The sequence below is a fragment of the Streptomyces sp. NPDC046122 genome (genome assembly GCF_056429965.1).
Window position 1 is genome coordinate 1 of the sequence record NZ_JBWKLQ010000027.1, and the last position, 13,977, is coordinate 13,977.

General features: G+C 66.9%; 13 protein-coding genes. 7 read left to right on the top strand and 6 right to left on the bottom strand.

Annotated features, from left to right (window positions below):
* Window positions 1-173 (top strand): transposase (locus tag AC07FK_RS33395; RefSeq protein WP_479108673.1); only part of this gene is annotated, 173 nt, incomplete at its 5' end.
* Between the two features lie 938 nt (window positions 174-1,111).
* Here AC07FK_RS33395 and AC07FK_RS33400 read toward each other — a convergent pair.
* The 4 genes from AC07FK_RS33400 to AC07FK_RS33415 form a co-directional block, all read right to left on the bottom strand.
* On the bottom strand, window positions 1,112-2,482 hold the full coding sequence (locus tag AC07FK_RS33400; RefSeq protein WP_479108662.1) for a replication-relaxation family protein: 1,371 nt from the start codon (window positions 2,480-2,482) through the stop codon (window positions 1,112-1,114).
* 407 nt (window positions 2,483-2,889) lie between these two features.
* Window positions 2,890-4,275 (bottom strand): AlbA family DNA-binding domain-containing protein, encoded by a 1,386-nt coding sequence (locus AC07FK_RS33405; RefSeq protein WP_479108663.1) that lies wholly within the window; start codon window positions 4,273-4,275, stop codon window positions 2,890-2,892.
* 1,044 nt (window positions 4,276-5,319) lie between these two features.
* Entirely contained in the window at window positions 5,320-5,532 is a 213-nt protein-coding gene (locus tag AC07FK_RS33410; RefSeq protein ID WP_479108664.1) for a cold-shock protein, read from the bottom strand.
* A 275-nt stretch (window positions 5,533-5,807) separates the two neighbouring features.
* The gene (locus tag AC07FK_RS33415; RefSeq protein ID WP_479108665.1) at window positions 5,808-6,161 is read right to left on the bottom strand and encodes a hypothetical protein; all 354 of its coding nucleotides are present in this window, start codon (window positions 6,159-6,161) and stop codon (window positions 5,808-5,810) included.
* 534 nt (window positions 6,162-6,695) lie between these two features.
* Here AC07FK_RS33415 and AC07FK_RS33420 point away from each other — a divergent pair.
* The 4 genes from AC07FK_RS33420 (at window position 6,696) to AC07FK_RS33435 (ending at window position 9,424) form a co-directional block, all read left to right on the top strand.
* Window positions 6,696-6,896, top strand: coding sequence for a hypothetical protein (locus AC07FK_RS33420; protein WP_479108666.1), 201 nt, complete (start codon window positions 6,696-6,698; stop codon window positions 6,894-6,896).
* 381 nt (window positions 6,897-7,277) lie between these two features.
* Window positions 7,278-8,177 (top strand): helix-turn-helix domain-containing protein, encoded by a 900-nt coding sequence (locus AC07FK_RS33425; RefSeq protein ID WP_479108667.1) that lies wholly within the window; start codon window positions 7,278-7,280, stop codon window positions 8,175-8,177.
* A 41-nt stretch (window positions 8,178-8,218) separates the two neighbouring features.
* Window positions 8,219-8,701 (top strand): hypothetical protein, encoded by a 483-nt coding sequence (locus AC07FK_RS33430; protein ID WP_479108668.1) that lies wholly within the window; start codon window positions 8,219-8,221, stop codon window positions 8,699-8,701.
* 357 nt (window positions 8,702-9,058) lie between these two features.
* The gene (locus AC07FK_RS33435) at window positions 9,059-9,424 is read left to right on the top strand and encodes a hypothetical protein (protein WP_479108669.1); all 366 of its coding nucleotides are present in this window, start codon (window positions 9,059-9,061) and stop codon (window positions 9,422-9,424) included.
* Between the two features lie 321 nt (window positions 9,425-9,745).
* Here the strand turns inward: AC07FK_RS33435 and AC07FK_RS33440 are convergent, their stop codons facing one another.
* Both AC07FK_RS33440 and AC07FK_RS33445 read right to left on the bottom strand, forming a co-directional pair.
* Window positions 9,746-10,078: a hypothetical protein gene (locus AC07FK_RS33440; protein WP_479108416.1), complete on the bottom strand. Its 333-nt coding sequence runs from the start codon at window positions 10,076-10,078 to the stop codon at window positions 9,746-9,748.
* Between the two features lie 512 nt (window positions 10,079-10,590).
* Window positions 10,591-11,070, bottom strand: coding sequence for a lamin tail domain-containing protein (locus AC07FK_RS33445; RefSeq protein ID WP_479108670.1), 480 nt, complete (start codon window positions 11,068-11,070; stop codon window positions 10,591-10,593).
* 676 nt (window positions 11,071-11,746) lie between these two features.
* On the opposite strand from AC07FK_RS33445, the gene AC07FK_RS33450 reads away from it, so the two are divergent.
* A complete protein-coding gene (locus AC07FK_RS33450) occupies window positions 11,747-12,220 on the top strand; it encodes a hypothetical protein (protein ID WP_479108671.1) in 474 nt (157 codons plus the stop codon).
* A gap of 1,248 nt (window positions 12,221-13,468) precedes the next feature.
* Window positions 13,469-13,819 carry a hypothetical protein gene (locus tag AC07FK_RS33455; protein ID WP_479108672.1) on the top strand — a complete coding sequence of 117 codons (351 nt, stop codon included), beginning with the start codon at window positions 13,469-13,471 and terminating at the stop codon, window positions 13,817-13,819.
* The last annotated feature ends 158 nt before the right edge of the window (window positions 13,820-13,977 follow it).

The following is a 13,977-nucleotide window of genomic DNA, read 5'->3' on the forward strand; positions in this document are numbered from 1 at the left end:
CCAGCGAACGACTGGGGCGCCGCAGATGGGTCATCGAACGCACCATGTCCTGGCTGACCGGATACCGCCGGCTCAACCACCGCTACGAACGCCACCCCCGCAACTACCTGGCCTTTCTTGGCCTCGCCGCCGCCCTCTGTTGCTACAAACAACTTGCCCGACTCACCACATAGGACACGGTCTAAGCACGTAGACACCACAAGGGCCCATCCGAAGAACTACTGACGGATGGGCCCTCCGGGTTGACGAGAGCCGTTTCGAGTCCCCTACATGGAATGCCTAGCGCCACCAGATGCGGCCGCGGGGGCCATGCTGTTGTAGGCGGGCCACTGCAAGTCGACGGTCCGCCCCAACGGCCCGAGGCCGTAGGCGGACGACAGCACGTCGAAGGGCTGCCCGACGGCACGTCGGCGCGACTCGATGTATAGCTGAGCAACCAGAAATGCCGACGGGACCGGCTCACCGACGACCAGCTCGCCGCCCTCGCCAACCTCGGGCTGGAGTGGGCAGTCTGAAGTCAGGCTGGTGAATTGCAGCCCCCCGAAAACGCCAAGCGGTGATTGTTCGTATGCTGTGATCGCTTCAGCTACTTCTCCTCTCAGTTGCCGAACTCCGCAGGGAGAACGGTCAGTTGCGCCGATTCCGTCCGGTACCGGTGCACATCCGCCCTAGTCATAGGGCCTGAGAAGAAGGTGAGGCAGTGATGACCACGGACATGAACAAGCAGCCCAGTGGGTGGTCTGGTCCCGAGAGGTGGACCGTTTGGCTGGCCGCGGCGAGCTTGGTCGTAGGGGTCATCGCAGCAGTAGGGCAGTTCTTCCAGTAAGGGAGGACTGTGCGGCATGAGGAGCGGTCGTACGGGTTTCGCATACGCAGCGAGCCCGGCCCCTGGGAGGGCGACCGGGCTCATGTAGCTGCGCTGGGGGTCTGCCTCTTGCCGGAGGCAGACCCTCTATAACATCTGCGTCGAGCGTATCGAGTGACCACTTAGATGACAACTAAGTGGTCACTGCCCCCGGGCACTGCACGCGCCACTAACGGAGCGCACTCAGCGAGGAGATCAGGGCGCACTGAACCGGCGACGGTCTGCAGGACCGGCAGAGCTCCGGTGTCAGCGGCGGAGGAAGCCGAAGATACCGTTCTCCTTGCGCCACGCCTCCGCTTCCGCCTTCGCCTGCGCCTCTTCAGCCGCCCGTTCCTCCGCCGCCAGGCGCTCCCGCTCCTTGGCGGAGGTACACACGGAGCAGTCGCTGCCCGCCGGTACGGACTGCCAGCCGTCCGGGTAGACCTCACGGCCGCACGTCGAACACGCCCACGCGGCGGCCCTCCGCCGCTGCTCGACCTCTTCCCGCTCGCGCTGCTCGCGCTCCTCCTGGGCGCGGCGCTCGAGGCGGCGTTCCTCGTCCCGGACGGAGAAGGCCCGGTAGTCGTCCGGGTTGTCCAGAGCCGCTTCGAGGGTCTCCCACGTCGAGTGGCCGTAGCGCCACCAGATGGGTCCGTGGGGGCCGTGCTGTTGTAGGCGGGCGAGGGTGGTGACGATGACGGGGACGGTGTCGTCGTAGTCGCGGTAGCCGTCCTTCACATGTGTCCCGTACAGGCTGCCGTCATGCCAGTGGCCTTTCCAGCACTCCGTGGAAAGGTCACGGATGGCCTTCATGCGGTTCATCATCGCCTCGGACCCGACCTGCTTGGTGAACACGATCGCCACAGGCGGGTGTCCCTGGCGGCCGTGGTCGCCGTAAAGCGTCCGCCACATCGGGACGTCCCGGGCGCCTATCTCCTTGAGCGTGCGGCGGAAGAACCGGCGGTACTTGAAAATCTTGTTGGCGACGATCTGCCGGTCCTCGGTGCCGTTGTCGACCTCCACGAACAGCACCGGCAACCCGGCCCCAGGTGCGTTCAGAACAGCGTCCGCGCGGGGGCTGCCCTTGGCCGGAGTGGTGAACGTGCCCGCCACCGGCAGCACAACCTCCGTCTCCCACGAGGCCAGCGTGCCGATCCCTGCCGGCCGGGACGGACCGGCCGTCGTCTGCGCCGGGACCGCCGGCGGCTGGGTTTTGCGGACGACCGGCCGGGTCGGCTCCGGGACCGGCTGGAGGAACGCGGTGATCGTGTCAGTGACCTTCCGCGCGTGCGGAGCACCTGAGGGCACCGACGCCTTCGCCGTGCCACCCATCTCCTTCACCTCACGGCCCAGGACCACACTCGCTGCCGCCAGGCCGGCCGGAGTCAGGTTCCACAGCTTCTCCGACACCCGGTTGCCCTTGTCGTTGATCCGGGTCGCGGACCCGAGCGAAACGACCAGGCCCTCCACCCCGAGGTCCTTCGCAGCGTTGCGGACCGTCTGCGCGTCCGCGGTGCCCGGACACGTCAACTGCCGGATCTGCTCGGCCGTCGCGACCTTCACCACCCCGAGCGCCGCCAGCACCCACGTCCGCGCCTTCGTCGTCGACCCGTACGGCCGCGCCTTCGTCCCACCCACCAGCACCCCGCCCCTCCCCCACGCCCTGCCGACCGTCCAGCGGCGGCCGGCAGCCGGCCCGCCCCGGCGCCCCGGAACCCGATACTCACCTCTCCTACCACTCTCCACTGACATAGACGGGTGAGAAGAGGGTTGTCGAAGTGCCGGAAACGGGCTGGTCCAGGGGCCTGAGCTGCACAAACGTGCCCGCCGTGGGCGCGGGACACCGTAGGGGAAACCGTAGGGGAGAAGGTAGGGACCGCCACAGGGCCCACCGAACCCCAACCACCAGGTCAGCCGGGCGGCATGAGACGCAAGAGGACCTCATGCGGGTCGTCGTCAATGACGGCACGATCGCCGGGGAACCAGGACAGGAGAACATCCTCAACCACGTCTACGTCCTTCCTCGTGCTTTCGCACGCAAGCGTCTACTCGCGCGCATTAAGCACTTCGATTTCGTGTGCCCTGGCCCACGGCAACATCTGGTGGCTCAGCTGCTGGGACCATCCGTTCTGGCGTAGTTGGCCGACTCGCGTGAGCGGCGATGCCTCGGCGATGCCGAACGCTTGTACCAGTTCGTCAGCCAATAGTGATGCGGTCTGGACAAGCGCTGACCCCGCGTCAGCAAGGTCGTCCAGGAGCGCTACGGCTTCACCGTCGGCGTACGCGCAGAACTGGGTACTCAAAGGCAAGCGCTCAGTGCCGCTAGCGCGCATTGTGTCGATGCGGAAGGGGGGCAGCGGGTACATCTGGGGCCTGGGCGGTCCGTCGGGATGGGAGTGCGGAGCATCAACGACAGCGGCCTTGAGGAGCGCGGTGCTGGTGGCTCCGGTGCGGTCCCGTGCATGTCCGCCAAGGACGTGAAGGGCTGACAGGAGGAGCCACACCAGGGTATCGGGCTCGGCCCAATGAAACTCCGACCCATTGATGTTGCTGGTGTTGTCATACAGGCGAAGCGCCCATGACCCTGATCCGTCCCGGTGCAGATCGCACTGGTTGTAGAAATGGCCCTGGGATTCTCCGCCGTAGGCAATGATTCGCCTCGAGCCGATTCGGACGCCTTGGAAGACAGACATGTCATCGCCGATCAGGCTGGTACTCAGCAACTCTCCCCGATGTTGGTCGAAGGACTCGCGGCTGATCGTCATGTCCCCCGGGTTCTCCGGCGTCAGCGACACGATCAGGTGCGGCATGTTGCTGGCCGGCAGCGCCTGGAGCAGCTCGCGCTCAACGGTGTTCAGGCGCCGGCTGCGATCGGCGGCGGCGTTGAAGCGGCGCTGATAGGCCGTGGCGACGTCCGTCTCGGTCAGCCAGTCGGTCTTGGAGGCCCCGCGGCGCGGATACAGCAAGGCTTCCTTGGTTGCCTTCGTCAATGGGGCGGTAACCGCGTGCGGGCCTTGGGGGCTACGAGGGACTGCGAGGAGGAGGAACCCTTTCCCCTGCGCGTCGGGGTCTGGGTTGGGTAGGGCCCGCATGCTGAACCGGACGGGGGGCGCGGTGTGGCGGGCCACAACCTGGTGGAGATGGCGCTGGCGGCTGTCGGAGATGTCGCCGTCCATCACCTTCGAAGGTACCCCCTTGGCTTCTGCCATTCCGACGACCAGGAGCCCGCCGATGTGGTTAGCGAACGCAGCGACGTCCTTGGCAAGCTCGGCCTTCTGCTCGTCAGTGGCAGCTGGCATCTCCCGCTTGTAGTCCAGGTCCTCGCTCTCGGCTGCTTCCGGGTTGCCTTCCAACGCGGCGACGTCGGCGTACGTGACCGTGTCCAGGGAGCCACCGAGTAGCGCTTCCAAGCGCCTTGAGCGATACAACATGGCCTCGACAGTAGCGAAAGGCGTTGTCTCACCGTGCCTCATGGCGCGTTGGTCCGCCGTCACCTCGAGTCGGTGGACTCTGTTGCGATGCGTGCGGACCCCAGCCTTACGGGATGCGGACCTGCCTTCGTCTGCATCGTTCCCGTTTCTGAGTCTGTGCAGAGCTGCAGCAGCTTCTACGCCGTCCGGTGCGGGTCCCAGCATCAGCGAACGAAGGCACGTGTGGCGGGCTGGGGAGCGTCGCAGCCGGGCCTGCCCAGGGGTGACAGCCGGATACTCCTGGAGTATGGAATGCCGAAAGCCGATGAGATCCGCCTGTTTCCTCACGGTGATGGTCGGATCGGTAACGACGGTGGCCATGGCAGGCCCCTTCCTTTGGCGACATGCGCCGCTGTAGTTGTCGGAGGATGATTGGAGTACCGGACGCCCCACTCCTCGCCGGGAGGGATCATGCAACCGGAGAGCAGCGCAACCCTGACAGAGGCCCAGAGAAGGGCATACGCAGAGAATCAAGCTGAGTTCGCGAAGCTTGATGAGCAGATACGCAGCGTCGAAGAAGCCGCTACCGCGCGTCTGGCGGCTAGCGGCTTGCGCTTCGACGAGGACGCAACGGCCTGCCTCTTCTGCCCCTGCACCGGCTGGGTTGATGGCGATGGACTCGGCTGCGACAACTGCAACCACCTGCGGAGTAGGCATGCCAACACCTCTTGAGCCCACCGGAAGAATGGCGGCTCTCAGCTCAGCAGAGAGGGAACCTGGGCATCCGGACCTTCGGACTCCCGGGGAGCCACAGAGAGCCGGCTGAGTTCATTGAGCCCCCGATTCCCCCTCGCCTCCCTCGCTCGCTCCGTCTCATGGCTCGCCTCAATGGGCTTCAACTGCCTCTCGATATGAGGAGGCCGCAAGCCGGTAACCCACGTATGACACCGCAACCATCGAGGCGATGTCGGCCGAGACCGAACGGCAGATCGCTGCCGCGACCCCGGCGGCCTGACATCACCACAGTCGCTGCCGCCGCGCCGTACGACGACACCGAACCAGGGCTCACACCTCCGCGATAACCTCTTCCGCCTGCATACCCTTCTGCCCCTGCACCGCGACGAAGGTCACCCTCTGGCCTTCCTTGAGGCTCTTGAAGCCGTTGCCCTGGATTGCCCTGAAATGCACGAACAGGTCCGGACCGTTTTCCGGGGTGATGAAGCCGAAGCCCTTCTCATCGTTGAACCACTTCACGATGCCGCTCTGACGCTCGGCCATACCCACTCCTCCGGTTCACGTGGGCGTAGAGGGGGGCACCCACAAGCTGATCATCCCGGCCAGGAAAGGCCGATGCCGGGATTTGCTGCGGGGTGGCTGGTAATCGCCAGACGTCGGCCACCCTGGCAGGGGAAGGGGCGTGACATCGGCTGCGGCCGGTCGTTGAACCCGGCAGGTCAAGCGAGACGCACAGAGAAGCCCCGAGTCGTGACAAGGCCCGGGGCTCCGTGCCGACAAGCCTCGCGGCCCGTCCCGGCCCCCCGGCCAGGGCAGATTCAGGTGCCGCTGTCTGCGACGGCCGCCCGGAACTCCTGCGTCATCAGCGTCACCGAGCCGCGCTCAACAGGCGCCGGACCCGGTTCGCCCCACACCGTTTGCAGTACCCGGCGCAACTTGTTTCTCATCGCCTCATCGACCACAGCCCGGTACTCGGCAGGGACCTCACGCTTGTCCTGGACGCCGACCATCGTCACGTGGGCGGTGCCGATCCACCCCGCGAGGAACTCGCCGTCCTCGGAGTTCCCCTGGGCAGCAGGGTGACCCTGGTGCAGAACCCAATGCCGCCTCCGGCCGCACGCGGAGACGGCGGGCAGGACCGCAGCCCCGCGGTCCACCGGCGCCGAGCGCACGCAACTCGCCGCCTTGGGCAACGCAGACGGGGTGAGGTCGTGCGCGGAACGCTACTTACCGAAAAACCAGCCCTCAGCTCGGGACTGCTTGCCGGCCCGCTGTGTTGTCCGCGCGAGGCTTTGGCCGACTCGTCCGCGACCGGGACGCTGGCCGGGTGCGCTGGGGTACGCCGGAGGCCGAGAGGGTGTGTTGCGGGGCGCACTTGAGGGGCAGTTCACATCGGTGCCACGTGCGACGCGCTACGACCGCGGTCTGACCGTTTTCGATCAAGTTTGGCGGCATTTCTCCTGTGCGCCCGTTCGAGAACCGCATTAGTTCCATTAACGGGCTGTAGTGATGGTGGTTCGTCTGCGTGAACAGGTAGCGTCCCGAGTCACGAGCGGCCCTGGCATGGCGCCAACCGAGACCAGGAACCGCCCGTTCATTGTTCGACTCGATCGAGGAGACGTGTGATGTCCCCTGACCTGACGCCCCGCCGGCTTCCGTGGAAGGCCCGGCCGGTGCGACCCGAACCTAACATCCCGCAGTTCCGAGTGGCTGAAACCACCGAACGGCGTGACAAGCAAGTCAACATGCAGGTAGGGGCGTTCGTTGCGTTCCCTGTCGCGGGCATCGTGCTGATTTTCCGCCCGAGTGCTGCCGAAGCAGTCCTCGCGGCTCTGCTCCTGGTCCTGGGCGCCACGCGGCATTCCTGGGTCCATTACCGCCGCCACCGGCAGCTTCGCGCGATCTGACGGTCCGTAAGTGGCCGGGCCGGGCCGGTCCCGGCCCCACCACTGCGGCCGTCCCGCGCTCTCGGTTCGTTGCCACCGCAGGCCAACACGGGAGGCGCTGCCTCTCCGTGCACGGGCAGATCCTCCGTTTTCTGCGATGAATTACTGGAAAGCACATCCCCCGAAAGGGACCCCTATCTCATGCTCCGCGACTACCGCTGTCTGGCTGCCGGGTGTCAGAACAAGCTTGACCAGAGTCCGGCCGGCCGCCGCCGCCTGTACTGCAGTGACAAATGCGGACGCGCGTACCGCAAGGCCCGCAACGCACAGCGCACCCCCGAAACCCGGGCCCACGACGCCTACGCCGTGCAGGTGGCCGCTGACCTTGTCCACCAAACCGGCATGCTGCAGGAAGTCGTCGGCCACGGCGATCCGCTCCAGGCCCTGCCCTGGTTGTCCAAGGTGGCCAAGGATGTCGACGATCTGCGCGATGCCCTGGTGCAGCAGGCCCGCGACCGCGGCATCAAGCCTCCCGCCCTCGCCTCGGCCTTGCACATCAGCGTGGACAAGCTCGGCCGCGACCACTCGGCCGACAGCGTCGAGCGCCGGATGCGCGGCCGCATGGAACGCACCGGCCGTACCCTGCCACGCACCACCAGCACCGCCGCGCCCGCGCCGCCCCCCTCCAACGGGGCGGGCCCGGCAGGGGGCGCTTGCACCCTGCCGGGCCCGCGGTTGGCCGTGGCAGACAACGACGCGGAGCGCCCAGGTGACAACGACCCGGCCGCTACCCTCGCCCTCGCCTTCTCCCATCTGCAACGCTCCAGCCACAAGAGCATCCGCGCCCTGAGCGAGGAGGTCGGAGTCTCCCCCTCCTACATCTCGCGGATCCTCACCGGCGACCGCTGCCCCTCCTGGCGGATCGCTAGCCGCCTGACCCAGTCCTGCGGCGGCGACCCCGCCGACATCCGACCGCTGTGGGACACCACCCGCGGCCACCGCATAGCCGAACCCGGCCAGCTCACCGCCGCGCTACGAGGCCTCTACCTCTCAGCGGCCCGCCCACCCCTCGACCACGTCCGCAGCCAAAGCGGCAACCGGCTCAGCGTGGAACACATCCACGCCGTCCTCAACGGCCAGGAGATCCCCCCGTGGGAAACGGTCGACCAACTCGTCGGTGCCCTGCACGGGCAGCCCCAGGCCTTCCGACCACTGTGGGACGCCGCACGCCACGCCCTGCCCACCCAACCCGGCCACCCCACGCTCAGCGAGCAACGCGGACCGCTCGCCGAAGCCTTCTGACCGCCCGCCGACCAAGGCCCACGCCCCTGGAAGGAGCCACCATGGTCGCCGCCGCCCCACAACACAGCAGCCCCACCCGACTGTCCCAGCGATCTTCCGGCGACCGCCCGCCTCTTCCCAAGCCGGCGCCTCGCACACGGCCGGCCGGACAGTGCCCGGGCATCACGCTGCCCCCCGCGTTCGAGGCGTTCTACGCACTGCACTGGAAGCGCTACCTCGACTACGCCCTGGCCCACCTGTCCGAAGCCGCCGCAACCGTCGTCGTACGCGAGACCTTCGGCGAACTGGCCACACAGTGGCCCTTCATCGTCAGCAGACTCAACCCCAACGCCCACGCCTGGAACATCCTCACCTCCCGCACCTGGGCCACCAATAACCTCTCCTCGCCACGATCCCGCCGTGACGTGCAGTACGACGCCCTCGTCCTGCACAACGTGCTCGGCTACTCCACGACCGACACCGCAGACGTCATGGGAGAAGAACCCAGCAAGATCCGATACGTCGTCACCCAACACATCCACTGACCATGAAGCAGCACCAGCTGAGCGGCCGAGCGCGCCGACAATCAGGCCGGTCAGGAAGCCATCGCCCGCCGCGACCGGGAGGCGATGGCTGCCGCCCCGTTCGCAAGGGGCAGCTGGTCGCGGTGCGGACCGCCTGCCCGAAGAGCCGGGGCACTCCGCCGACTGAGACGACCCAACCTCCTACCGAGACGACCTGGAGGAGCAGTACGAGGCGCCACGACGACCGATCGGCGTGGGGGGGACCGCCTGCAGCGGACGGACCCGCTCACTGGCTGACTGCCGCCAGGGGGCTGATCGGCGTGTGTCCGTGCGCGCGCCTGCCAGCCGCAGGGAATCGAACAGAAGCATCATTCCGGGGTGGCTACGTACGACTTTCCCGAAGACCTTCGCGCAGCTCAGTTGCGTCTGCACCAGACGTGGGAGGAGTACGAAACCCTCGGCCGCACTCTCCCCTGGTCGGTAGAGCCCTCCGAAGGGTGGACGGCCCCGAAGGTTCTCTACAGCGACGCGGAACCCCGCAGCCTGCCGCCCAGCCCCGGTTACACCGAGGAGCAGAAGGCGGCGGTCGTCCGCCTGCGCCGTGAGCTCCTCGAGCTGTCGGCCGTGGTGTCGACGCATCCGTACTGGGAGACAGTGGATGTGAGCAAGAGGGTGGAGCAGCGGATGGCGCTGAAGCATGTGCACGAGCCGGAAGCCGGCGCCGGCGGGGCGGAAGCGGCGTAGTCATGCCTGGTCAGCCCGCCTGGCCTGCCTCAGACACTTCGCCTGGATCGTCACTCCATCACAAAGCCAAGTAGCCCGGGCGCCCACAGGACGCGCCTCCTGCAGCCCGAGACATAACGACGCTTACGAGACAGCGCACTGGGGGCAGACAGTGACCCCGGTGCGTGATGGTCGTTGTTCCGCCGACGCGTAAGTGACATCCGTCCCCACGGACCCTCGTCGTGGGGGCCCTGCCACCCCTCAGGGCCCCCACCCGGCCGGCACAGCGGCGTCGGCGAATGCGTCCGGTTTCCCCTTCTGCAGGGCGGGCCAATCCGTAAGTCAGGCTGGCCAAAGCTCCGAGACGGGGACCACTGACCAGTCCCATGCCCCGTTGGCGTCCGTGTCGGCGAGGAGCACCAGGTCCTCTTCGCTCACGCGGGCCCGCCCGCGGGCCACGGCGAGTTTCGCCAGGTAGGCAAGGTGGAAGTCCTCGGGGAGATCCCTCCCGCCTTGGGTGGCCCGGTGAACCAGAACCACGGTGTCGTCCGAGCCGACGCGGGCCGCGACAAGCTCCTCGGCGGACGTGCTGAGGTAGGTGATGGCGTCGGAACGGATCAGACGGCTCTTCTCCGGCTCGTCATGACTTGGACTCAGCACCCAGACGTCGGCCATGGTCCCCTCCGGAACGGTCAGCGGTGATCATTCAGGACCATCCTTACTCACCCGCCCAGGAATCGTCTGCCATAGGGCGGCTGTGTGAGTCGTCTTCGCTGGCCAGTGCCAGGGCTGCTTGCCGGCCGGTTCCCGCGGAACCCCTCTCACATAGCCCCGGTCGCTGCCCCCCGCTGGTCCCCACGGCCTGCACACCACCGTCCGGTGCCTTTCGGCCGCTGACTGGGACACGTCTGCGGCCGCCGCGCCGCTCGCCACCGTGGTTGAAGGAGCGGCGGTCGTGTGGGCAAACGCGGTGGGACTCAAACCGAGAAGTAGCGCAGAGGGCACCCAATCCATCATCCGACGCCCTGGCACGATGATGTAAGCCCGCCCCGGTTGGGCTCAGGGCGGCCGTGCGCCGGTGCCGTCGGACCCAGAACCGTCCTTGCGTGAGTGGGCCACACGTGGGGGCGCCATCGGCGCGCCGCCCTCGTGTGGCCAGGTACCCGTGTCAGGTGCGGGTGGTGGGGTCAGCCGCGGTGATGTCCGCCACGGCCCCAGGACTCGGTGTCCACGGTGTAGCCGCGGTCGTTGCGCAGGGTCGCGGTGTCGGAGCGGTTGTCCCACATGTAGTGGTGGCGGTCCATGTAGAGGTCGGTGCGGGTGTCGCGGCCGACACCGGTGTGGATACGGACGGTTGAGCGGCCGGCGAGGCGTACGTCGTGGAAGCGGTAGCGGTTTCCGTCACGGTCGCGCAGGGTCCAGCCGTCCAGGTTCACTGCACGGCGGTGGCTGTTGGTGATCTCGATCCACTCGCGGTTCAGCGACCGGTTCGAGCGGGTGTCGGGGCCGGGGCTGTCGGCCTGGACTGCGCTGATCTCGACGCCCGAGCGGCGCTGCTGCCGGTCCTCGTCACGGTCGTGGGCCATGGCCGGCAGAGCGGCGGCGGAAACGATCGCTCCGGCCGCGAGAACAGAGGCGGCCAGACGACGGGCAGAAGAAGCAGACAAGAGTGATGTCCCCTCAGATCATGTGCACCACCAGCCAAGAACGGTCGACGGTGCGGTGTGGGTCTCGGTCCCTGTCGGTGCCGAGGACCCGAACTCTGGCCCGCCGGCACCGGCCGTTGGGGCGCGCCTGACACCACGTTACCGATTACGGACATTTCCGTAACACACGGATGTACAGCACATGAATGGACAGTTAGGCGTGAGCCTGACATTCACTGACAGCTACACCCACCCGTTGAACCGTAAACGGAAAGCGCTTGCGTACTCCGGCGCACGACCCCACACGCCACCCCGCACACCACCCCACCCAGCGGACCAGATCTTCGCAACAACCGTTCTGCACGTTTCTTCGCACACCCGAACCCACATCGCAAAAACCCGCGAAGAAAAGAGGACGGGCGGCTCCTGCAGCGACGGAGGAACAACCGCGGGAGCCCGCCCTGACCAGCGGTTGCCCCCGAAACCCGGATGCATGCGCATCCGGCGCCAGAGTGCGCACGAGGGCCTGAGCCGGTGGCCTGGCAGCATGAGCCGGCACCGCCTCTTCTGGTGGGCTTCCGTGAACGCCCCCTTGCTCTTTCGGTAACAAATGGTGACAGCATGTGACGAGCAGTGATGGCTGCCGGTCGGAGCACGGCTGTTCGTTCCACCGGCCCGGAATGCAGGGGTGGTCTGTATGGGCAACACGACGCATGCGATGGAATGGCTGGCCGACGCGGCATGGGATCCGGTCGCCTGCGCCAGGCAGTGGCGGCGTCACCAGCCGGACGTCGCCCTGCTTCCGGCCGGCCGCCGGTGGGACGTCGTGATCACACCCGAGCGGCTGGGCTTCGCCCTCCTGCGCGCCATGAGCGCCTGCCGACTACGGCCCGGCCCGGTCCTGTTCGACACCTGCGCCAGGCTCACCGGGTTCTTCGTGCCGCCCGGCGCCACTGCCGGCTGGTTCGCCTCCGGAATCCGCTGCGCCGGCGCAGGCGCCTGGATCGCCACCCCGTGGCCGCGGCCCACGCGCGGACGTCTGCGCTGGCTCGTCCTGCCGGACGGCACCGGCGCCCTCAACGATCTGGCCACCCTCGAACACCTCATGCACGACGCAACAACCCACGACCTGACCGCCACCCGTGCCGGCGAGAGCGAGCGGGCGCAGTGAGCCTCTGCTGTCAGCATCCCGCGAACGCCACCACCCGAAAGGGATGCGGTCACACGGACTTCATTCTCGCCCGCGGGGGAAACCAGCAGCCCATGATCGAGCCCTACGCACTGTCCGGCGACGCCCGCGAGTTCCACTGCCTGCCGTCAACCACCCACGCCCAACGGTGCACCCTGTGCGGCGAACTACGCTTCTACGAACCCGAAACCGGCGCCGACCCATGGCCAGATCACGCCAGCTACTGCCCAGACGCCTCCCCCGCTCCCACCGCAGACGGAGCCTTAAACCAAGGGAATTGACCGACCCTTGGACTTGCTGGTCGCGGCACGCTACCTGCAGTCCTGGACAGGCGAACCGAACTCGGAAGACCTGAAATGGGCGTTGGCGCCATGGGAGCCAGAACTGCTGACGCCTCTCGGCATTTACCAGGTTGCACGCGTTCTCGACACACCAATACGTGCACAGCCTCACACCTCACCCACTTCAACCCTCATGGGCGATCCACAAATGGTGATTCAATATTTCCCCAATGGAAAGTGCACTCACCGTCTGCTCTAAGCGTAGCTTCGGCTCCGACGCCTGGTAGATTAAATTCAGCGCGCAGCCACCCATCCATTGCGAGTGCCGCAACTTCGGATCGGTAGTCGCTCAATGGCGCTTGAAGCGAGACGACCTGGATACCAAGTCCTTCTGGATAGCGTGACGCCAAGATTTCTGCGTGCAGCGCCACTCCAAAGGAGAACCAAGCGGCATCCTTCCAGTAAAGTCCGCTAATTGGGTGGGATAGCCAAACTTTCTGGTGGATCCGCAGTGAGTGGTCGGGGGGCGGAGTGGATACAGCGGGGCGGGCGGTCAAGTCGGCTGCCAGCCCGCCGATCTGGCCGCGGAGTCGGTATTTGAATGCTGTTTCCATGGCCGTCCTTATGCAGGGAGATCCCCATCCGTTCCTCGGCTGCCGCGAGCATCTGCTCCGTAGCGGGCCCTGGCAGATCTGCGTGATCGGCCAGCGCGTCCTCCCGAAGAAGGCTCATCACACGCGACCAACTCTCAGTCACACTCATCGCCCTCTGCCCTCTGTCCTCTCTACAGGGATGTCTCCGTTCGACTACGCCACTCCGGAGGTTGGGAAGTATCGGCCGGAGAACCTTGCAGGGATGGCACTTCGAGCGTGTGTTCCACCCCTCCCCACGATCATCTTCCGCCCCGGAGCGCAGGGCCAGCCCCTCAGCGAAGTGACGCAGAGGGCTGATGCTGGTGCCACCCCTGTTCTCCTGGCGTCAGTTCAGCCTGCTGTACGACCCGTACGACGACGCGTCGATGCCGCGGCTGACCGTACCCGCGGTAACCGATCCCGCCACCGGCGCGGCGCTGTGGCAGCCCAAGGGCTCCGTGGCCGACGATGCCCTGGGTGCCCTGCTCGGACGTACCCGGGCCGCCGCGCTGCGCGCGGCCGCCGATGGTTGCAGCCAGCACCCGAAGGCACTGCGCGACGCGCGCCTCATCACCACCAGTCGGCGCGGTGGTTCCGTCCTGCACGTGGCAACTGCCCTCGGCCGGGAGCTGCTGGCCGGGAACCGCAGCGTGGCGGTGTGCCCTTAAGCCATGGCTTAGGCGTCGTTTCTTATGGCTTGATCGTTCGTTGAACGGTGCATGACGGATCTAGTTGAGCGTTTGGTGCCGGACGAGTTGTGGGTGTTGTTCCGGCGGGTGGTGCCGCCCACGGAGGTGAAGCGTCCGCAGGGCGGGGGCCGGCGGCG